Origin of the sequence: Stenotrophomonas sp. S39, assembly GCF_016624665.1 — a bacterium.
Classification (GTDB): Bacteria; Pseudomonadota; Gammaproteobacteria; order Xanthomonadales; family Xanthomonadaceae; genus Stenotrophomonas.
Genome location: NZ_JACVTT010000006.1, coordinates 64800 through 85852 on the forward strand (window position 1 = coordinate 64800; position 21053 = coordinate 85852).

A 21053-nucleotide genomic window follows, 5' to 3' on the forward strand; every position below is an offset into this window, starting at 1 on the left:
AGGGCGTACCTTAGAAGTCCAGGCCTGCGAGCTGTGCCAATTTGCGCGCATAGGCATGTGAAACAGCTTGATGGTCAAAGCGCGCAACCAGTGATGGCCTCAGCTCGCGGGCCCATTCGCTGGCTTTGGAAGGAGCACTCAGCACGCGCATGATCTGTTCCGCGAGGGAATGCGCATCTGCGGGATCGGCTATATAGGGTGGCCATTGCCCATCCTGAAGCTCGAGAATCGCGGGCAGGCGCGTGGTGATGACGGGGCAGCCGCAGCCGATCGCCTCGACCATGACCAATCCCAGTCCCTCCTGATCCCCGTTGCCGGCTTCGATGAAGGGCGCGACCAGCGCGGTACACCTTCGATAAAGCCCAGGCAGCGTGGCCTGGTCCTGTGCGCCAATGAACGTGATCACCGATGCCAAGCCGAGTCTTCCTGCCTCCTCTTCGCAGCCGTCCTGCTCGGGACCAAATCCCGCGATGGTCAGGTGTACATCCGGATGCTGTTGTCGGACCGTCGCAAGCGCTTGGATGAGGTAGATCAGGCCCTTCTTTTCCACGATCCTGCCGACAAACAGCAGTTCGTTGGGCGAGCGCGCAATCGAGTCATCTGGCGTGAAGCGGGCTGTCAGATCGATCCCCATCGGCCGGACCTCGATACTGGAAGCCTCAGGGCCAAGCTCGGCCAGGCGTGGACGCATTGCGGCGCTGACTACGGTCCAGCCTGCGGTGCGGCGAAGTGCCCAACGTTTCAAGCGGGTGGCGGTTCTACCCTTTAGTGTAAAAAGATCGGCGCCGTGCGACGTTACCAGTATCGGGGTCTTGAGTCTGAGCAGGCGCGAGCACACCGCAGCGATCCATGCCTGGGGAATGATCCAGTGGGCGTGGAGTGCGGCGGGGCGAAGCCTGCATGACAGATACGCCGTATAAATCAACTGTGAAAGCATGAAGCCCGGCAGCAGCAGATGCATCCACGGATGATGTTTCAGGTTGCTGGAAATGCCGCCGAAGTTCACCAGCCGCTCAAGGTAACTCGGTGCGTAGCGATACCGCACCACGTTCACCCCTTCAAGATTTTCGACGTGCTTGGCCCCTGGCGCATGGGGACACAGCACGGTAATGCGAAACCACGGAAGCATGCCGCGGTTGAGTGTATGCACGAAGCCTGGTTCGTGGTCGCCTGCCCAGCGGGGGTACGTTGAAGCCAGCACCAATAGATGTGGCTTGGCGCCGGGCCGTGGGACTTGCCGCATGGCGATCAGTCCCTGCTGCGCGTGGCGAGATAGGTCAAGCCGGTGATCTGCTCGGAAACCAGCCCTATCAGGAAAATGATCACCGATGCACTGAACAGCAGCGTGCTCATGTTGGTGAAGCGGTGCATGGTCGCGAAGGTATAGCCGTAGTAGCCCAGGCCCACCAGGAAGAACGCCACTGCCACCGGCGCGAACAGCTTCAGCGGCGAGTACAGGGTGGCGATCTTGAAGATGATCAGGAGGAAGCGGATGCCGTCCTTGATGGGACGGATGTGGCTGCCGTTGCCCACCCGCTTGGCCACCGGGATCGGCACGTAGGCCACCGGGTATGCGCTGCGGAAGAAGGCCATGGTGCTGGTGGTGGGATAGCTGAACCCGTTCGGCAGCAGGTGCAGGAACTCGCGGAAGCGTCCTGCGCGCACCGCACGGAACCCCGAGGTCAGGTCCTTCACTTCGAACCCGGTCATGTGGCTGGCCAGCCAGTTGTAGAACCGGTTGGCGAGGCCGCGGTGGACGTTTGCCTGGCCGCTGCTGTCACGGGCACCCACGACCATGTCATAGCCTTCAGCCAGCTTGTCCAGCAGGGCCTGGATGTGGGCCGGATGATGCTGCCCGTCGGCATCCATGAACACCAGGATCTCGCCGGTGGCCTCGCGAGCACCGCGCTTGATCGATGCGCCGTTGCCCATCGAGTAGGGGCTGGAAAGCACCTTGACGCCGTGTTCGCGGGCGATGGCCGCGGTGGCGTCGGTGGAGCCATCATCAACAACGATGATCTCCGCGTGAGGGTAGTGCTGGCGAAGTGCCGGAAGCGTGCGCTGGAGCCCCTCGGCTTCGTTCTTTGCCGGCAGGATGATACTGAGCTGGTTCAAGGTGTTTCCCCGTTTTTCCCCGCCGTAATGTTACTCCGCCGCGATGCCTGAATGGGGTGCTGGCCGTTCCAGTCCGCAGGCCCCGAAAGGGGGATGTTCACCGCTGCTGTGTTGGCCGGGCACCGGGAGAGCTATCATCACCCGGGGAGTCAGGATTGTGCCTGCCAGGCTGGACGCAGGAGGGCGGTCAGTGGCCGTGGCATGTCCTGGGACCCCGTGACGTGGCCTCGTGCACGAGCCACGGCATTGCCCGCCCCACGAGCCAAGGATTTCAATGAACGCCGTAACCACCGCCAATCTCGTCGGCATCACCGGCCTGGCGCGCCGCCTGGTCCAGGATGGCGCGCTGGATGAAGCTGCTGCCCGCGATGCGATGGCCAAGGCTACCGCCGCACGCCTGCCCCTCCCGACCTGGTTCGCGCAGAACAAGGTCGTGGGCGCCGCGCAGCTGGCCGCCGCCAATTCGGTCGAATTCGGCATGCCGCTCTTCGATGTGTCCACGTTCGACAGCAGCCAGAACGCCATTGCGCTGGTCAGCGAGGAGCTGCTGCGCAAGCACAACGTACTGCCGCTGTTCAAACGCGGTGGCCGCCTGTTCGTCGGCACCAGCAACCCGACCCATTCGCTGGATGAGATCAAGTTCCACACCAACCTGGTGGTCGAGCCGATCCTCATCGACGAGGACCAGATCCGCCGCACGCTGGAGCAGTGGCAGGCCAAGCATGACACCATGTCCGACGCGCTCGGTGGCGATGACGAGGGCATGGCCAACCTCGACGTCAGCGGTGGCGACGAGGATCTCGCTGGCAGCAGCGACAGTGGCATCGACGCCAAGGGCGACGACACCCCGGTGGTCAAGTTCGTCAACAAGGTGCTGGTCGATGCGATCCGCAAGGGCGCTTCGGACATCCACTTCGAACCCTATGAAGACGACTACCGCGTGCGCCTGCGCATCGACGGCCTGCTGAAGATGGTCGCGCGCGCGCCGGTGAAGTTGAACCAGCGCATCGCCGCGCGCCTGAAGGTGATGGCGCAGCTGGACATCGCCGAGAAGCGCGTGCCGCAGGACGGACGCATCAAGCTGAACCTGTCCAAGACCAAGCAGATCGACTTCCGCGTGAGCACGCTGCCGACCCTGTTCGGCGAAAAGGTGGTGCTGCGTATCCTGGATGGCAGCGCGGCCAAGCTGGGCATCGACAAGCTGGGTTACGAGCCGGAGCAGCAGAAGCTGTTCCTGGAGGCGATCCACAAGCCCTACGGCATGGTCCTGGTAACCGGCCCGACCGGTTCGGGCAAGACGGTGTCGCTGTATACCGCGCTGGGCATCCTCAACGACGAGACCCGCAACATCTCCACCGCCGAAGATCCGGTGGAAATCCGCCTGCCCGGCGTCAACCAGGTGCAGCAGAACAACAAGCGCGGCATGACCTTCGCCGCCGCGCTGCGCTCGTTCCTGCGACAGGATCCGGACATCATCATGGTCGGCGAAATCCGCGACCTGGAAACGGCCGAGATCGCGATCAAGGCCGCGCAGACCGGCCACATGGTGCTGTCCACCCTGCATACCAACGATGCGCCGCAGACCATCGCGCGCCTGATGAACATGGGCATCGCGCCGTACAACATCACCAGTTCGGTCACCCTGGTGATCGCCCAGCGCCTGGCGCGCCGCCTGTGCAGCAACTGCAAGCGTCCGTCCACCCTGCCGGCGCACGCGCTGCTGGCCGAGGGCTTCACCCAGGAGCAGCTGGATGCGGGCATCGAACTGTACGAAGCGGTGGGCTGCGATGAGTGCACCGAGGGCTACAAGGGCCGTACCGGTATCTACCAGGTGATGCCGATGACCGATGAGATCTCGACGATCATCCTGGCCGGTGGCAATGCCTTGCAGATCGCAGAGGCAGCGCAGGCGATCAAGGTGAACGACCTGCGCCAGTCGGCGCTGAAGAAGGCCGCAGCGGGCGTGACCAGCCTGGCCGAGATCAACCGCGTCACCAAGGATTGATGCGGTTGTAGCCGAAGCAGCCGAGCGTGGGCTCGGCTCTACAGTAGATCCACGCCATGCGTGGATGACACCATGCGTGAAGTTGCCGGCCAGCGGCCGGCACTACCGGGGGATGGCCCGCCTTACTCCATCCCCAGCTTCTTCAGCTTGTAGCGCAGCGCCCGGAAGGTGATGCCGAGCTGCGCGGCGGTGCGCGTCTTGTTCCAGCGGTTCTCTTCCAGCGCACGCTGGATGGCGCTGCGCTCGAGCTGCTCGATGTAGGAGGGCAGGGCGGCACTGCCAGGCTGCAGGTCGACCACGGCCTCGGGCGCGGCAGGGCCTCCGGCGGCGCGCGGGGCGTGCTGCGGCAGGCGCAGGTCATCGGCACCGATACGGTCTTCCTCGGCCAGGGCCAGGGCGCGCTCGAGGATGTTCTCCAGTTCGCGCACATTGCCCGGGAAGCCGTAGTGGGACAGGGCGTCCAGCGCCGAGGGCGCCAGCAGCGGAGTGGCACGGCCGTGGCTGCGGGCCAGCCGGGCCAGGATCGAACCGGCCAGATCCGGCAGGTCCTGGCGGCGCTCGCGCAGCGGCGGCACCTTCAGTTCGATGACGTTGATGCGGTAGTAGAGGTCATGGCGGAAGCGCCCGTCCTCGACCAGTTCGGCCAGGTCCTTGTGGGTGGCCGAAAGAATGCGCACGTCCACCGGTTCCTCGTTGGCCGCACCCAGTGCACGCACCGATTTTTCCTGGATGGCGCGCAGCAGCTTGACCTGCATCTGCAGGGGCAGCTCGGCCACTTCATCCAGGAACAGGGTGCCGCCGTGTGCCGCCTGGAACAGGCCGGGCTTGTCGGCGTGGGCACCGGTGAAGCTGCCCTTGCGGTGGCCGAAGAACTCGCTTTCCATCAGCTCGGTGGGGATGGCGCCGCAGTTGACCGGAATGAAAGGGCCCGAGGCGCGTGCGCCCTGCGCATGGATGGTGCGCGCGACCAGCTCCTTGCCCACCCCGGATTCGCCCAGGATGTAGACCGGCGCCTGGCTGCGGGCAACCTTGCCGATGGTGGTGCGCAGCACGTCCATCGCCGGCGAACTGCCGAGCAGGCGCGCGGCCTGTTCGGTGGCCGCCGCCGCGGCCGGCCGCTCGCTGTTGTTGAGTTCCAGGGCGTGCTTGACCAGGCCTCGCAGGACGCTGATGTCCACCGGCTTGCTGACGAAGTCGAAGGCGCCGGCTTTCAGCGCTTCCACGGCCAGGTCCATGCTGCCGAAGGCGGTGATCATCGCCACCGGCGTGCGTGGGTAGTGGTGGGCGATCTCGCTCACCAGTTCGATGCCGTTGCCGTCGGGCAGCCGCATGTCGGTGATGCACAGGTCGTAGGGGTTGCTGGCCAGCAGTTCGCGGGCTTCGGCGAGGTTGGCGGCGGTGCTGATGCGCAGGCCCATGCGGCCAAGGGTCAGCACCAGCAGTTCGCGGATGTCGCGTTCATCGTCGACGACGAGGGCGCTGCGGGTTTCGTTCATGGGCAGGGAAGATAAACGACGGGTGCTGGAAGCGACAAATGTTTGACGCGGCGGATCACTGCGGAATCAATGCATGCGGGCCGGGCAGGACCAGGCGGAAACAGGAACCACCCGCCGGCACGGGGATGTAGTCCAGCCGTGCCTGGTTGGCGCGGCACAGCTCGCGGGCGATGTACAGGCCCAGGCCGGTGCCGTGTTCGGAGGTGGTGAAGAACGGGCGGAACAGCTGCGCGGCCACGGCCTCGGGAATGCCGGGACCACGGTCCATCACATCGATCACCGCGCTGCGTTCGTGCTGGGCCACGCGCAGGCGCACGCGCGCCGGCTGCTCGCCCACGCGGCCGTACTTCAGCGCGTTGTGCACCAGCACGGTCAGCACCTGGTACAGGTGGCGGGTATCGACCAGGGCCGGGACCGAGGTGTCGTTGATGATCGGCTCGATGCTGTCCGTTTCCAGGGTCTGGCCCTGCTTGTACTCCAGCACGAAGCGGCGCACGAAGGCGGCCAGGTCGACGTTCTCGGGGGTGGCGCGCTCGCGCCGGGCCAGGCCCAGCACGCTTTCCACGATGCCGTTGGTGCGCTGGCACTGCTGGTGGATGATCTGCAGCAGGCGGCGGTCGCTTTCATTGAAACCGGTGCCTTCCTCCAGCAGCTGCACGGCGTAGTTGATGGCTGCCAGCGGGTTGCGGATCTCGTGCGCCAGGCTGGCCGAGAAACGGCCCATCGCCGAAAGGGTGAGCGATTCGGCGCGGCGCGAGACCACGCTGGAGTCGTCCAGGAAGACCAGGGCCAGCTCGCTGCCGGCCAGCAGGCGGGCAAAGCGCGGCTGCACCTCGGGCTGGTCCGGGTTGAGCTGCAGCGGCAGTTCGTCCTGGGTCCAGCCGTTGCGCCAGCGGTTCAGGCGCCGGGCGAGTTCGGGCGCGATGCTGGCCAGGTCCAGCTGGCCGGTCTCGCCCACGCCGTCGTTGTCACCCAGCAGCAGGGAGGCGGCCTCATTGGCCAGGGTGATCCGGTTGTCGCCATCGACGACGATCACCCCGGTGCGCATGCGGCGGATGATCAGCTCGTTGATCTGGAACAGGTTGGCCACTTCATCGCCGCGCTGGTTGGCCAGCTGCTGGTTGCGGCGGGCGCGGCTGCCCACCTGGTAACTGATGAAGGCCAGGGCCAGGTAGCTGGTGGCGAACATGGCCAGTTCGGCCAGGGTACGGGTGGGGTCGCCGCCCTCCACCACCTTCCACAGGTACTCGGCGGCGGTGGCGGCGCTGGCGGCCAGGGCCAGCGCCAGGCCCCAGCTGAGGGGCAGCAGGGTGGCCGCCGCGGCGATGTTGAACAGCAGCGACATGGAGATGCCGGCGCTGGCACCGGGCAGGGCGTGGGCCAGCAGGCTGGCCGCGACGATGTCCAGCAGCACGCCGGTGACCACGATCGGCAGCAGCCAACGCTCGCTGCGGCCGACCAGCAGGAGCAGCAGGGACAGGACCAGGTAGGTGGCCCCGACCAGGTAGGCCAGGCGGGGGTGGTGCGCTTCGCCGACGAGCATGGACAGCGGGCTGTACAGCAGCGCGGCGATGACCGAAGCGATCAGCACGCGGTACAGCGCGAAGAAGTACAGCTCGCGCCGGGGAATCGATTCGATGCGGTCGATCAATGAAGCGCTGGGTGACACGCCGGAACTCCCCTTCTGGCTGCCTGGATCTGGTTGTGACGGCGTTGGTGCTGCAGCGTACCCGACGTTCCCCCGATCGTCGGACCCGCGGCGGGGTAGAGTCGAGCTTGCTCGACTGTCGTTCTCTGTAGAGTCGAGCTTGCTCGACTGCTCCAAGCATCAGTCGAGCAAGCTCGACTCTACGGCCCAAGTATAGGCCGGTGGAAGCGGTTTCCTGCGCAATCGGCCCACACCGGGCCCGGGCGGGCCGCCCCCGGGGCGGCGCAACTGCCTGAATGAACGTGGAAATCTGGCCGGGTCTGGCCGTTCGTCCCGGGTTCTTTGCGCCCCGGCGCTGGCTCGGCCACAATAGTGGGCCCGCCGCGGTCCATGCCGGCGCCCCGCCGGGGCCCCTGAGGAATTGCGTGCGGTCGTTCCTATTCCCACGGTGACGCATGAATTTCCACGAATACCAGTCAAAACAGCTGCTTGCCGAGTACGGCATCCCGGTCCCGGCCGGCAAGGTCGCGGCGACCCCGGACGAAGCAGTCGAAGCTGCCAACTCCCTGGGCCAGGGCCCCTGGATGGTCAAGGCGCAGATCCACGCTGGCGGCCGCGGCAAGGCTGGCGGCGTCAAGTTCTGCAAGACCACTGACGACGTGAAGGCCGCTGCGGCCAAGATGCTCGGCACCAAGATGGCCACCTACCAGACCGCAGGCGTCGAACTGCCGGTCAACCTGGTGCTGGTGACCACCGCCGGCGAGATCGTCAAGGAACTGTACCTGTCGGTGCTGGTTGACCGTGGCACCAAGACCATCACCTACATCGCCTCTTCGGAAGGCGGCGTGGAGATCGAGCAGGTCGCCGCTGAAACCCCGGAGCTGATCCACTCGCTGAACGTCGACTTCGTCGAAGGCGTGCAGGGTTACCACGGCCGTGATTTCGGCTTCAAGCTGGGCCTGACCGCCAAGCAGGCCGGCCAGTTCGCCAGCATCATGGTGAACCTGTACCGCCTGTTCAACGAAAAGGACCTGGCCCTGGTTGAAATCAACCCGCTGGCCATCCTGGACGACGGCAACCTGTACGCGCTGGACGGCAAGTTCGACAGCGACGACAACGCCGCGTTCCGCCAGAAGGCCCTGGTCGCCATGCGCGACAAGACCCAGGAAGATCCGACTGAAGTGATCGCTTCGGAACTGGACATCAACTACGTCACCATGGACGGCAACATCGGCTGCATGGTGAACGGCGCCGGCCTGGCCATGGCCACCATGGACGTCATCAAGCTCAACGGCGGCGAGCCGGCGAACTTCCTGGACGTGGGCGGCGGTGCGAACAAGCAGCGCGTCATCGAAGCCTTCAAGCTGATCCTGTCCTCGGACAAGGTCGAAGGCATCTTCGTCAACATCTTCGGCGGCATCGTCCGCTGCGACATGATTGCCGAAGGCATCATTGCCGCCGTGAAGGAAGTGGGCGTCAAGGTTCCGGTCGTGGTGCGCCTGGAAGGCACCAACGTGGAAGAAGGCAAGCAGCTGCTGCGTGACAGCGGCATGGCCATCATCCCGGCTGACAACATCAACGATGGCGCCAAGAAGATCGTTGAAGCTGTCAAGAACGCCGCCTGATACCGACACCAAGGAATTCCAATGTCTGTTTTGATCAACAAGAACACCAAGGTGATCGTGCAGGGCTTCACCGGCCAGCAGGGCACCTTCCACGCCACTCAGATGATCGAGTACGGCACCCAGGTCGTCGGCGGCGTGACCCCGGGCAAGGGTGGCACCACCCATATCGACCTGCCGGTCTTCAACACCGTTGCCGACGCCGTGCAGAGCACCGGCGCCAACGCTTCGGTCATCTACGTGCCGCCGCCGTACGCGGCTGATGCGATCCTGGAAGCCGCTGCTGCCGGCATCTCGGTCATCGTCTGCATCACCGAAGGCATCCCGGTGCTGGACATGCTGCGCGTCAAGAACGTGCTGACCCGTGCCCACCCGGACACCGTGCTGATCGGGCCGAACTGCCCGGGCGTCATCACCCCGGGTGAGTGCAAGATCGGCATCATGCCGGGCCACATCCACAAGCCGGGCAAGATCGGCATCGTGTCGCGGTCGGGCACCCTGACCTATGAAGCGGTCAAGCAGACCACCGAAGTCGGCCTGGGCCAGTCCACCTGCATCGGCATCGGTGGTGACCCGATCAACGGCCTGAACTTCGTCGACTGCCTGAAGCTGTTCAACGAAGACCCGCAGACCGAAGGCATCATCATGGTCGGCGAAATCGGCGGCGACGCTGAAGAAGCCGGTGCCGAGTACATCAAGAACCACGTGAAGAAGCCGGTCGTCGGTTTCATCGCCGGTGCGTCGGCTCCGGCCGGCAAGCGCATGGGCCACGCCGGTGCGATCGCCTCGGGCGGCAAGGGCACTGCAGAAGGCAAGTTCGCCGCAATGGAAGCTGCCGGTGTTGTCACCGTCCGCTCGCCGGGCGACCTGGGCGCTGCCATCGCCAAGCTGGTCAAGTAAGCGACCCGCCCATGTGTTGATTGAAGGCCCGCATCCGTGCGGGCCTTCTTTTTGGACAGGAGCAACTGCGTGGAATTTCGAAAGGAAATCGAGGGTCTGCGCGGCGTCGCCGTGCTGCTGGTAGTGCTGGCACACGCGGGCGTTCCGGGGTTCGCAGGCGGGTACATCGGCGTCGATGTCTTCTTCGTCATTTCCGGCTATCTCATCACCGGGCGCCTGGCGCAGGAGCGGGCGGACACCGGCGATATCAGCCTGATGGCCTTCTACGCACGACGCGCGCGCCGCCTGCTGGCACCGTTGGCGGTCCTGCTGCTGGTGGTCGCGGCATGCACGGTGCACCTGCTGCCGATGTCCGCCTGGCAGCTGCAGCTGGACAGTCTTGGCTGGGCTGCCTTGTGGGCCTCCAACGTCTTCTTCTCCAATGCATCGTTCGGCTACTTCAGTGAGGGGGCCGATACCAGCCTGCTCCTGCACACCTGGTCACTGGGAGTAGAAGAACAGTTCTATCTGATCTGGCCTGCCGTGGTGCTGCTGCTCTGGCGCTGGCGGGGCAGGAACGCCCTGGTCGTGGGCTGCTGGCTGCTTGTCCTCGCCGGTTTTGCTGCAGCAGTGGTTGCCGCTGAGTACGCGTCGGTGTCTGCCTATTACCAGATGCCTTTCCGCCTGTGGCAGTTGGCTGCCGGCGCAGCCGTACAGCTGACCTTTGGTGCACGGGATGGGGTGGCGCGTTTCACGGTCCTCTTCCACGTGCTTGGCGCGGCCCTGCTGGCGGTATCGGCCGTCTTCTTCGTGCCTGAGTGGATCAGCTACCCGGGGGCCTGGGCCCTGCTGCCGACGCTGGGCGCGTCGCTGCTGCTGCTCGGGGGCAGGGATGTGCTGCTGCAGGCACGGCCGCTGCGCTGGTTCGGTCGCATTTCCTACAGCCTGTACCTCTGGCATTGGCCGGCGATTACGCTGGCCGTTGCGTGCCTGGGCACATCGCCGGCAATTCGCGCGGGCGCCGCGATTGCCAGCATTCCCGTGGCCTGGTTGAGCTGGCGATTCATCGAAACGCCGGTACTGCGCCGACCCATTGGTGATGGGCGGGCATGGGTTGCCGTATTTCTTACGACTGCTGCGGTCTTTGCCGGTACCGCCCATTGGAGCTCGTGGCAGATCGCGAAGATCGAGCTCAGCGCGAAGCAACCTGCGGTGTTGCGTACCGTGGCCCTTCCGGCACTGTATTCCGATCCCTCCTGTGATGAGTTCTACTCCGCTTCGCGCGTGGTGCCCTGCAGGCTCGTCAGCCAGGCGGAACCCGGCCGGCCGCGGGTCATCGTGGCTGGCGACAGCGTCGCGGCGCAGTGGTCCACGGCGCTGTCCGCGATTGCCGTCGCGCGCGGCTGGGACCTGACGGTCATCACCAAATCATCCTGCCCGATGGTCGATCACTCCTTCGTCTACGCGCCCATCAAGCGGCGTTATGTGGAGTGCGAGCAGTGGCGCGACGGTCTGGTGGAGTACCTGCACGCACACCCCGCCGATCTCCTGCTGTTGGGCTCGTCCGCGGCGTATGGCTTCTCGCCACAGGAATGGGAACAGGGCGGCAGCCGCCTGCTTGCGCGAGTGGCACCCACGGCGGACCAGGTGCTGGTGCTGGCGCCGACACCGTTGCTGCCATTCAATGCTTCGCAATGCATCCAGTCGGTCTTTTCGATGAACACGGCGGGGACGGCGGCCGATGACTCCTGCAGCGCGGCGCTGGCTGATGTCCGCCCGGACGAAGTGACGTCAAGGATCGGCGCGGCGGTGGCAACGCAGCCCAACGCCCGGTTGATCGAGGTTGCCGATCTGGTCTGCCCTGATGGCCTGTGCCGCGCGGAGCAAGGCGGGGTGATGCATTACCGGGATGGCCAGCATCTCAACGCCGCCTATGTACTTTCACTGGCGCCGGCGCTGGGCGATGCCCTGGATGCGGCGACAGGGCGTCCTGCCGGGAAATAGGACCGTCCACCGGGGGCTGCAGGGCAGGGTGAGGCGGTGCCCGTCAGGCAGGCGGCGCTACAATGGCCGCATTGCAACCACAGGCTGGAACCCCCATGGCTTCGATCCGCATCGCGATGGCGCAGTTCGATTTCCCGGTCGGCGATGTCGCCGGCAACACCGAGCGCATCATCGAGATGATCGGCCAGGCGCGCGAGGAGTACGGCGCCGAGCTGGTGATGTTCCCCGAGCTCGCGGTCAGCGGCTATCCGCCGGAAGACCTGCTGCTGCGCCCGGGCTTCCTGTACGAGTGCGAACAGGCCATGGGCCGCATCGCTGCGGCCTGCCGTGGCATCACGGCCGTGGTCGGCTGGCCGCAGGCCGCCGGTGCGGTGGTCTACAACGCCGCCAGCGTGCTGCGCGACGGCCTGGTCGAGCGCACCTACCGCAAGCGCGAGCTGCCCAACTATGCGGTGTTCGACGAGCGCCGTTACTTCGACGTGGATCCGGACGGCGGCAGCTGCGTGTTCGACGTGAACGGCGTGCCGGTCGGCCTGCTGATCTGCGAGGACCTGTGGTTCGCCGAGCCGCTGGCCGACACGGTGCGCGAGGGCGCGCAGCTGGTGGTGGTCCCCAACGCTTCGCCGTACGAGCGGGGCAAGCACGCCCAGCGTGACGCCGTGCTGGCCGCGCGCACCCGCGAGAGCGGGGCAGCGATTGCCTACCTCAACGTGGTCGGTGGCCAGGATGCGCTGGTGTTTGACGGCGCCTCCGTGGTGGCCGATGGCGACGGCACGGTGCATCCGGCGGCCGCCGCCTTTGTCGACCAGTGGCTGGTGGTGGACTACGACGGCGAAACCCGCCGCTTCCTGCCGCATGTGTGGATGGACGATGGCGACGAGAGCATGGATGCGCTGGCATGGCGCGCAGTGACCCGCGGCATCCAGGACTACTGTGGCAAGAACGGTTTCAAGAAGGTGTGGCTGGGCCTGTCCGGCGGCATCGATTCGGCCCTGGTGCTGGCCCTGGCGGTCGACGCGATGGGGGCGGAGAACGTCACCGCCGTGCGCCTGCCGTCGCGCTATACCGCTGGCCTGTCCAATGACCTCGCGGCCGAGCAGTGCCAGGCACTGGGCGTGAAGCTGGAGGCGGTCTCCATCGAGCCGGCCTTCAAGGGCCTGATGGAGTCGCTGGCGCCGATGTTCGAGGGCACCACGCCGGACGTGACCGAGGAGAACCTGCAGTCGCGCAGCCGTGGCGTGATCCTGATGGCGCTGGCCAACAAGTTCGGCGGCCTGCTGCTGACCACCGGCAACAAGAGCGAGTATGCGGTCGGTTACGCCACCATCTACGGTGACATGTGCGGCGGCTACGCGCCGCTGAAGGACCTGTACAAGACGGAGGTGTTCGGCCTGTCCAAGTGGCGCAACACCGTGGGCGGCGCGCCGGTGATCCCGCCGGCGGTGATCAGCCGCCCGCCGTCGGCCGAGCTGCGCGACAACCAGCTGGACCAGGATTCGCTGCCGGCCTATGACGTGCTGGACGGCATCCTGTACCGCTACGTGGACCAGGAGCAGTCGCGCACGGAGATCGTGGCGGCAGGCTACGACGCGGCCGTGGTGGACCGCGTGCTGCGTCTGGTGCGCATCAGCGAGTGGAAGCGGCACCAGGCGGCACCGGGCCCGAAGGTTTCGCGCCGGGCGTTCGGCCGCGAGCGGCGGTACCCGATCAGCAACGGCTACAAGAGCTGATCGGCGGTCGCCGGGCATGGCCCGGCGCTACCGGGCCATCCACGCATGGCGTGGATCTACCGGGCCATCCACGCATGGCGTGGATCTACTGTAGAGCCGAGCCCATGCTCGGCTTGAAGCCAGAAGCAGTCGAGCACGGCTCGACTCTACAAAAGGAAAGGGCCCCTTGCGGGGCCCTTTTTCTTACTTCTTTTCCAGCCGCGCGTTGCGCTGGCCGGTGCTGGCCGACTTCTCGCCGGCGAACGGGTTCAGCTTGCGGATCATCCACGGGTACTTCGGCCAGTTGCCTTCCAGCCACGGGTGCTGCGGCTGGTTCAGCGTCAGCACGCGACGGGCGTCGTCGGCCAGGGTCTTGTTGCCCAGGTGGGTGTAGGCCTCGCCCAGCACGGCTACGGCGTCGTACTGGAAGGCGCTTTGCGGGTAGGTTTCCAGCAGGTAGTTGGCGCGGCCGGCGGCCGAGACATAGGCCTCGCGACGCAGGTAATACAGGGCGTTGTCCAGCTCGTGCTGGGCGAACACGTCACGCAGCTCGATCATGCGCTGGCGCGCATCGGCGGCATAGCGGCTGTTCGGGTAGCGGTCGACCACGATGTTGAAGTCCGAATACGCCTGGTGCGGCGTGGACAGATCGCGGCGGCTCGGGTCCAGGGACCATACGCGGCGCAGGAAAACCGTATTGCGGTTGGAGTTGGCCAGGCCGCGCAGGTAGTACAGGTAGGCGATGTTGCGGTGGGTCGGGTAGGTACGGATGAAGCGGTCGATGCTGGACACGGCGTCATCGTGCTTGCCGGCCTTGTACTGGGCGTAGGCGGTTTCGATCATCGCCTGCTCGGTGTAGGGGCCATACGGGTACTGCGCCACCAGGCGACGGAAGCTGGCTTCGGCGCCGCTCCAGTTGCCGCCCTGCATCAGCGAGTGGCTCTTGTCGTACAGTTGTTCGACCGGCGTTCCTTCATCGGGGCGATCACCCTTCTTGGCGCCGCGATGGCAACCGGTGGCGGCGATGACCAGCACCAGCAGCAGGGCGGTGAGGCGGACGGGCGCGGAGAGCATGGAGGAGCGTCGGATCATGGGGTCAAGGCGGGACGCGTCTGGAATACGAAGGGTCGATGATAGCCTAGTGTCCTGTCCAGCGACTGAAACCGGTCGGCCGGACCCCAAAATTTCGAAGATACCCCCCTGCCATGTCTGAACAATCCTCCGAATCGGCCCGCCAGGCCATCGTCCCCGACACCTCCGCCGGCCGCCGTTTCGACGCGGTCGTGGCCGAGCTGTTCCCCGAATACTCGCGCTCGCGCCTGACCGAGTGGATCAAATCCGGCAATGTGCTGCTGGACGGCGCCCAGGCCCGCCCGCGCGACCCGCTGCGCGGCGGCGAGGCCGTCACCCTGAACGTGGTGCTGGACACCCAGACCGACGCCCAGCCGGAGGACATCCCGCTGGACGTGCTGTTCGAGGACGAGCACCTGCTGGTGATCAACAAGCCGGTGGGCCTGGTGGTCCACCCGGGCGCCGGCAACCACAGCGGCACCCTGGTCAACGCCCTGCTGTACCGCGACCCGTCGGTGGCGGTGCTGCCGCGCGCGGGCATCGTGCACCGCCTGGACAAGGACACCAGCGGCGTGATGGTGGTGGCGCGCACCCTGGAAGCGCAGACCGCGCTGGTCGAGCAGCTGGCCGCGCGTGACGTGCACCGCCAGTACCTGGCCATCGTGATGGGCGCCCTGGTGGCCGGCGGTACCGCCGATGCCCCGATCGACCGCCACCCGCGCGACCGCCTGAAGATGGGCGTGCGCGAGGACGGCAAGGAAGCGATCACCCATTACCGCCTGCGCGAGCGCTTCCGTGCGCACACCGCGCTGGAATGCCGCCTGGAAACCGGCCGCACCCACCAGATCCGCGTGCACATGGCGCACATCCGCCACCCGATCGTGGGTGACCCGCTGTACGGCGGCGCCCTGAAGCTGCCCAAGGGCGCCAGCGATGAGCTGATCGCGGCCCTGCGCGGCTTCAAGCGCCAGGCCCTGCACGCGGAAACCCTGGAGTTCGTGCACCCGATCACCGGCGAGCAGGTGCGCAATACCGCACCAGTGCCGGCGGACATGCTGCACCTGATGAAGGTGCTGCGTGAAGACAGCGCGGCTTTTGCCGAGCGCGAGCGGGACCGCTGGTGATGGACGCCGCGCTGCCGCTGCTGCAGGCCGACTGGCCGGCGCCTGCGGGCGTCCGCGCGCTGACCACGCGCCGGCATGGCGCGGGCATCTCGCCGGCGCCGTTCGCGCAGTTCAACCTGGGCAACCGGCACGCGGCCGACGGCGATACCCCGGCCAACGTCGAGCACAACCGGCAGCTGCTGCAGCAGGGCCTGGCCCTGCCATCGGCACCGCACTGGCTGCGCCAGGTGCATGGCACCACCGTGCTGCGTTTCGACGCGGCACCGGTGGCCGGTGCCAGCGAGCCGGTGGCCGACGCCGCGGTGACCTCGGTGCCGGGCGTGGTGCTGGCCATCCTCACCGCTGACTGCCTGCCGGTGGTGTTCGCCGCCGCCGATGGCAGCGAGGTGGCGGCGGCGCATGCCGGCTGGCGTGGCCTGGCCGACGGCATGCTGGAAGACACCGTGGCTGCCATGAATACCCCGCCGGCGCAGCTGCGTGCCTGGCTGGGGCCGGCAGCCGGCCCGCAGGACTATGAAATCGGTGAAGAGGTCTACCACGCCTTCGTTGGCCACGATCCGGGCGCGGAAGCGGCCTTCGTCGCCACCCGCGCCGGGCACTGGAAAGTGGACCTGTTCGCCCTGGCCCGGCAGCGCCTGCAGGCCGCCGGGCTGGATGCAGCCAGCATCCATGGCGGCACGGTCTCGACCATGGCCGACCCGGACCTGTATTCGCACCGTCGCGACCGCCGTACGGGGCGCATGGCGACCCTGGTGTGGATGGAATGAAGCCGGCTGGCGGTCCTGTGGGGTCAGAGCCCTTTTCTGGCGAAAAGGGATCCGACCCCAGCCAGGCGGCAGTGATCGTCTTCGACGGTGTCTGCGCGCTGTGCAGCCGCTGGGTGCGTTTCCTGCTGCGGTTTGACCGGCACGGGCGCTACCGCTTCGCGGCGATGCAGGGTGCACAGGGCAGCGCCCTGCTGCGCGCCCACGGCCAGGACCCGAACGACCCGCTGTCGTTCCTGCTGGTGGACGCGCAGGGCGCCTGGACCGATACGGACGCGATCCTGCGCGTGCTGACGGGGCTGGGTGGCCTGTGGCGCGTGGCCGGCGTGCTGCGCCTGCTGCCACGTGGTTGGCGCGACGTGGCCTATCGCGCGCTGGCGCGCAACCGCTACCGCTGGTTCGGCCGGCACGACGCCTGTTACCTGCCGGGTCCGGAACAGGCCGCGCGGTTCCTGGATTGACCGCCGCCGGGCGTGGCCAGGCGCTACGACGTGCGCGGGCCAAGGTAGCGCCGGGCCACGCCCGGCGGGCCCATTACCCTTCCAGGGCTTCCAGGTAGCTGCGGCGCCAGTGGTTAATGTCGTACGTGCGCAGGTGGTCCATCATCGCGTGCCAGCGTTCCTGGCGTCGGCGCAGCGACATCGTCGCCGCGGTGGCGATGGCATCGGCCACGCCGTCCAGGTCGTGCGGGTTCACCAGCAACGCCTGCTTCAGTTCGTCAGCGGCACCGGCCAGCAAGGACAGCACCAGTACGCCGGGATCACCCGGGTCCTGCGAGGCCACGTACTCCTTGGCCACCAGGTTCATGCCATCGCGCAGCGGCGTAACCAGGCCCACGGCGGCGGCACGGTAGAAGCCGGTCAGCGTGGCGTGGGTGAAGTTCTGATTGACGTAGCGCAGCGGGGTCCAGTCGGGCTCGGCGTGGCCGCCGTTGATGTGCCCGGCAATCTGCTCCAGCTGGCTGCGCAGCTGCCGGTACTCGGTGACATCGCCCCGTGAGACCGGGGCGATTTGCAGGTAGGTCAGCGAGCCGCGCTGGTCGGGGTGGCGCTCCAGGTAGCGTTCGAAGCCCTGGAAGCGCTCGGGCAGGCCCTTGGAATAGTCCAGGCGGTCCACGCCGATGGCCAGCTGGCGGTCGCGCAGGCTGCTGCGCAGGTTCTTCACCGAGGGCTTGGTTGCTGCCGTTGCCGCCTGGCGGGCGATGAGGTCGGTATCGATGCCGATCGGGAAGGCTGCCGCGCGGAAGCGGCGCCCACCGGGGGCTTCCAGCCGGCCATCCTCCAGTACGCGGCCACCGCCGAACAGGCGCAGGTAGGTCTGGAAGCGGTCGGCGTCGCGCTGGGTCTGGAAGCCGACCAGGTCGTAGGCATAGAGCGAGGAGAACAGCCGCAGGTGGTCGGGCATGGCCTGCAGCAGGTCGGCCGACGGCATCGGGATATGCAGGAAGAAGCCGATCCTGCAGCCGATGCCGCGCTCGCGCAGCATCGCGCCCAGCGGTATCAGGTGATAGTCGTGGATCCAGACGATGTCGTCCTCGCGCAGCAGCGGCGCGAGCTTGTCGGCGAACAGCGCATTGACCTTGTGGTAGGTCTCGCGGGTGCCGCGGTCATAGTCGACCAGGTCCAGGCGGAAGTGCAGCAGCGGCCACAGCGTGCGGTTGGAAAAGCCGTTGTAGTAGCCATCCACATCGCGCTTGGCCAGGTCCATGGTGACGTACTCGATGTCACCGTCCTTCTGCTGGTGCAGCGTGCCGCTGGCATCCTTCGCGTTCTTCCCGCTCCAGCCGAACCACATGCCGCCGCGTTCCTTCAGTGCCGCAAGCAGGCCCACGGCCAGGCCGCCGGCGCGGCTTTCACCGGGTACGGCGACCCGGTTGGACACTACGACCAGACGACTCACGACGCCTCCTGCCAGGAACGCGACAGGCGCATGGCGGCGGTGATCAGGCCGACGTGCGAATAGGTCTGCGGGAAGTTGCCCCACGCTTCGCCACCATCGAAGGCCAGGTCTTCGGAGAGCAGGCCCAGGTGGTTGCGCTGCTTCAGCAGCAGCTCGAACATCTCGCGCGCTTCGTCCATGCGGCCGATCGCCGCCAGCGCATCGATGTACCAGAACGTGCAGATGGTGAAGCTGGTTTCCGGCTCGCCGAAATCATCCGGGGCCACGTAGCGGTACAGCGAATTGCCGTGCTTGAGGTCACGGCCGATCGCCTCGACGGTGGCGACGAAGCGGGCGTCCAGTGCATCGATGAAACCGATGTCGGCCAGCAGCAGCAGCGAAGCATCCAGGCGGTGGCCGTCGAAGGTGTCGGTGAAGTGGCCAAGCTCCTCGCTCCACGCCTTTTCCATGATGCGGGCGTGGATGGTGTCGGCGCGCTCGCGCCAGTAGTTCGCGCGGTCGTCGCGCTTGAGGCGCACGGCGATCTTGCACAGGCGGTCGCAGGCGGCCCAGCACATCGCGCTGGTGTAGGTATGCACTTCGGTGCGGCCGCGGAACTCCCACAGGCCGGCATCGGGCACGTCATGCAGGGCGAAGGCCTGCTCGCCCAGCGGCTCCAGCCGCGCGAAGGTGTGCGCATCGCCCGGGTCCTGCAGGCGGCGGTCGAAGAACAGCTGGGTGGATGCCAGCACCACGCTGCCATAGACATCGTGCTGGCGCTGCACCCAAGCCAGGTTGCCGCGGCGCACCGGGCCCATGCCGCGGTAGCCGGACAGGCTGGGCACTTCATCCTCGTCCAGCTTGGCCTCGAAGCCGATGCCGTACAGTGGCTGCAGCGTGCCGTCGGTGGTGGCCAGGTTGAAGATGTAGCCGAGGAACTGTTCCATCGTGCGGGTGGCGCCGAGGCGGTTCAACGCACGCACCACGAACGCCGCATCGCGCAGCCAGCAGTAGCGGTAATCCCAGTTGCGCACGCTGCCGGGCGCTTCGGGAATGGAGGTGGTCATCGCGGCGATGATCGCGCCGCTGTCCTCGTACTGGCACAGCTTCAGGGTGATCGCGCTGCGGATGACCGCGTCCTGCCACTCCAGCGGAATGGACAGGTAGCGCACCCATTCGCGCCAGTAATCGCGCGTGCGCTGGAAGGCTTCCTGCACGTAGCCGCTGATGGAGCGGTTGAGCGATTCATCAACGCCCAGGATCAGGTGGATGGGATGGTTGAGCACGAACGGCAGGCCTTCGCGCACCATGCGCACGGGCACGTCGGTGGTCAGGCGCAGCACGTGTTCGGGCAGGATCCAGCGCACGTGATTGCTGCCCCAGGTCGATTCGGGCACGCGGGCGCCCCAGTCGGCCAGCGGGCGCGCCAGCACGGTGATGCGCGGGCTGCCGGTGAGCGGCCGCACCTGGCGGATCAGGCTGACCGGACGGTAGAAGCGGTCGTTCTGCCGCCAGCGTGGGGCGAAGTCGAGGATTTCCAGCGAACCGCCGTGGCTGTCGTGCAGCACGGTGCGCAGGATCGCGGTGTTGGTCAGGTATTCCTGCTCGCTGCTGGCGAAGTCCTCCAGCTCGATGGCGAAATCGCCGCCGGTCTGCTGGTTGGGCCCCAGCAGGGCGCAGAACGTAGGGTCGCCGTCAAAGGTGGGCAGGCAGCTCCAGACAACGCGGGCATGTTTGTCGACCAGGGCGCCGAAGCTGCCGTTGCCGACCACGCCCAGATCAAGATCGGGTTGGGTCATCACGCGGTACATCTCGGTTGCGGCCGTGGGGTGGCCGGGTCAATACGCATTCTCACGCAGCCAGGCGTGCACGCTGCGTATGTCAGGCAGCGCGAACACCGCCGCGCTGGGTTCACGTTCGCCGATCAGCACGCTCCAGCCATGCTGTCCGTTGGCGGCCTCGAAGCCGAACTCATCGGTGAGGTCATCGCCCAGGAACACCGGCAGGCGGCCACGGAACGGCAGGTACTGCATCAGGCGGCGCAGGGCGCGGCCCTTGTCGGTGCCGACGGGCACGAACTCAATGACGTGGTCACCGGGTTGCAGCCGATAGCTTGGCCGGCCGCGGGCATGGCGTTCGGCGAAGGTGCGTACATCACTGGCGGCATGCGGTGCGCCACGCCAGTGCAGGGCCAGGCCGGCACCCTTTTCCTCCACCAGCACGCCGGGATAGCCGTGGGCGAAACGCATGGCCTGCTGGTGCAGGGCATGCAGCCATTCGGCGGTGTCATCGTCCTGTTCTTCACGCAGCACGCGCCCGTCCTCGCCACGCAGTTCGTGGCCATGCAGGCCGGCGGCGGGCAGCTGCAGGGGGGCGAACAGCTGGTCCAGCTGTTCCAGTGGACGACCACTGACGAGGGCGACCGCGCCTTCGAGGCGATCACTGATACGGCCGATGGCTTCACGCACATCCGGCAGGAGCTGCACGGCATCCGGGCGCGCAGCGAATTCTATGAGGGTGCCGTCGACATCGAGGAACAACGCACAGGCGTCGTCCAGCAATGGCGGTGGCGGACGCAGGGGGAGCGGTTCAGCCATGCCCACCAGCTTGCCAGCGGCGGCGTGTAGGGCAGGTCGAGGCGGGGCGACAACTGCCTGACCGGTAGGTGGCCCCCCGGGGGGGGGCCCCCCCCCCCCCCGGGGCCCCCCCCGCCCCCCCCCGGGGGGGGGCCCCGAGCG

The 21053-nt window shown here is 66.8% G+C and carries 16 protein-coding genes; 8 read left to right on the top strand and 8 right to left on the bottom strand.

What is annotated here, in order from left to right; all coding sequences use genetic code 11:
* Positions 1–10: 10 nt before the first annotated feature.
* Together IAE41_RS03685 and IAE41_RS03690 are read right to left on the bottom strand one after the other, a co-directional pair.
* Entirely contained in the window at positions 11–1150 is a 1140-nt protein-coding gene (locus IAE41_RS03685; RefSeq protein ID WP_325166976.1) for a glycosyltransferase, read from the bottom strand.
* Between the two features lie 98 nt (positions 1151–1248).
* Positions 1249–2115: a glycosyltransferase family 2 protein gene (locus IAE41_RS03690; RefSeq protein WP_200732140.1), complete on the bottom strand. Its 867-nt coding sequence runs from the start codon at positions 2113–2115 to the stop codon at positions 1249–1251.
* Positions 2116–2389: 274 nt separating this feature from the next.
* Here IAE41_RS03690 and pilB point away from each other — a divergent pair, with 274 nt between their 5' ends.
* The gene (gene pilB / locus IAE41_RS03695; RefSeq protein WP_079222942.1) at positions 2390–4120 is read left to right on the top strand and encodes a type IV-A pilus assembly ATPase PilB; all 1731 of its coding nucleotides are present in this window, start codon (positions 2390–2392) and stop codon (positions 4118–4120) included.
* A gap of 122 nt (positions 4121–4242) precedes the next feature.
* On the opposite strand, the gene IAE41_RS03700 is transcribed toward pilB, so the two are convergent.
* Both IAE41_RS03700 and IAE41_RS03705 read right to left on the bottom strand, forming a co-directional pair.
* Entirely contained in the window at positions 4243–5616 is a 1374-nt protein-coding gene (locus IAE41_RS03700; RefSeq protein WP_200732141.1) for a sigma-54 dependent transcriptional regulator, read from the bottom strand.
* Positions 5617–5671: 55 nt separating this feature from the next.
* Positions 5672–7285: an ATP-binding protein gene (locus IAE41_RS03705; RefSeq protein ID WP_200732142.1), complete on the bottom strand. Its 1614-nt coding sequence runs from the start codon at positions 7283–7285 to the stop codon at positions 5672–5674.
* 434 nt (positions 7286–7719) lie between these two features.
* Between IAE41_RS03705 and sucC the strand changes: the two genes are divergently transcribed.
* The 4 genes from sucC to IAE41_RS03725 all read left to right on the top strand — a co-directional run bounded on the left by sucC (position 7720) and on the right by IAE41_RS03725 (position 13499).
* Positions 7720–8889 (top strand): ADP-forming succinate--CoA ligase subunit beta, encoded by a 1170-nt coding sequence (sucC, locus tag IAE41_RS03710; protein WP_079222939.1) that lies wholly within the window; start codon positions 7720–7722, stop codon positions 8887–8889.
* A gap of 21 nt (positions 8890–8910) precedes the next feature.
* Complete coding sequence (gene sucD / locus IAE41_RS03715) at positions 8911–9786, top strand: succinate--CoA ligase subunit alpha (protein ID WP_108760494.1); 876 nt, start codon at positions 8911–8913, stop codon at positions 9784–9786.
* Between the two features lie 69 nt (positions 9787–9855).
* A complete protein-coding gene (locus IAE41_RS03720; protein WP_200732143.1) occupies positions 9856–11769 on the top strand; it encodes an acyltransferase family protein in 1914 nt (637 codons plus the stop codon).
* A gap of 95 nt (positions 11770–11864) precedes the next feature.
* The gene (locus IAE41_RS03725) at positions 11865–13499 is read left to right on the top strand and encodes an NAD+ synthase (RefSeq protein WP_079222933.1); all 1635 of its coding nucleotides are present in this window, start codon (positions 11865–11867) and stop codon (positions 13497–13499) included.
* A 183-nt stretch (positions 13500–13682) separates the two neighbouring features.
* On the opposite strand, the gene IAE41_RS03730 is transcribed toward IAE41_RS03725, so the two are convergent.
* Positions 13683–14570: an outer membrane protein assembly factor BamD gene (locus IAE41_RS03730; protein ID WP_079222932.1), complete on the bottom strand. Its 888-nt coding sequence runs from the start codon at positions 14568–14570 to the stop codon at positions 13683–13685.
* A gap of 113 nt (positions 14571–14683) precedes the next feature.
* Between IAE41_RS03730 and rluD the strand changes: the two genes are divergently transcribed.
* Genes rluD through IAE41_RS03745 form a run of 3 tightly spaced genes read left to right on the top strand, consistent with a single transcriptional unit; the run spans position 14684 to position 16898 of the window.
* A complete protein-coding gene (gene rluD, locus IAE41_RS03735) occupies positions 14684–15673 on the top strand; it encodes a 23S rRNA pseudouridine(1911/1915/1917) synthase RluD (protein WP_200732144.1) in 990 nt (329 codons plus the stop codon).
* Positions 15673–16440, top strand: coding sequence for a peptidoglycan editing factor PgeF (pgeF, locus tag IAE41_RS03740; protein ID WP_200732145.1), 768 nt, complete (start codon positions 15673–15675; stop codon positions 16438–16440). The genes rluD and pgeF overlap by 1 nt, the downstream gene beginning before the upstream one ends.
* Complete coding sequence (locus IAE41_RS03745; RefSeq protein WP_200732146.1) at positions 16437–16898, top strand: thiol-disulfide oxidoreductase DCC family protein; 462 nt, start codon at positions 16437–16439, stop codon at positions 16896–16898. The genes pgeF and IAE41_RS03745 overlap by 4 nt, the downstream gene beginning before the upstream one ends.
* A gap of 73 nt (positions 16899–16971) precedes the next feature.
* On the opposite strand, the gene otsA is transcribed toward IAE41_RS03745, so the two are convergent.
* From otsA to otsB, 3 genes are read right to left on the bottom strand one after another with little or no spacing between them, the layout of a single operon-like run.
* On the bottom strand, positions 16972–18336 hold the full coding sequence (gene otsA, locus IAE41_RS03750) for an alpha,alpha-trehalose-phosphate synthase (UDP-forming) (RefSeq protein WP_200732147.1): 1365 nt from the start codon (positions 18334–18336) through the stop codon (positions 16972–16974).
* Complete coding sequence (locus IAE41_RS03755; RefSeq protein ID WP_079225357.1) at positions 18333–20114, bottom strand: glycoside hydrolase family 15 protein; 1782 nt, start codon at positions 20112–20114, stop codon at positions 18333–18335. Before IAE41_RS03755 ends, otsA begins: the two co-directional genes overlap by 4 nt.
* 39 nt (positions 20115–20153) lie before the next feature.
* Positions 20154–20912, bottom strand: coding sequence for a trehalose-phosphatase (gene otsB, locus IAE41_RS03760; protein ID WP_200732148.1), 759 nt, complete (start codon positions 20910–20912; stop codon positions 20154–20156).
* Between the last annotated feature and the right edge of the window lie 141 nt (positions 20913–21053).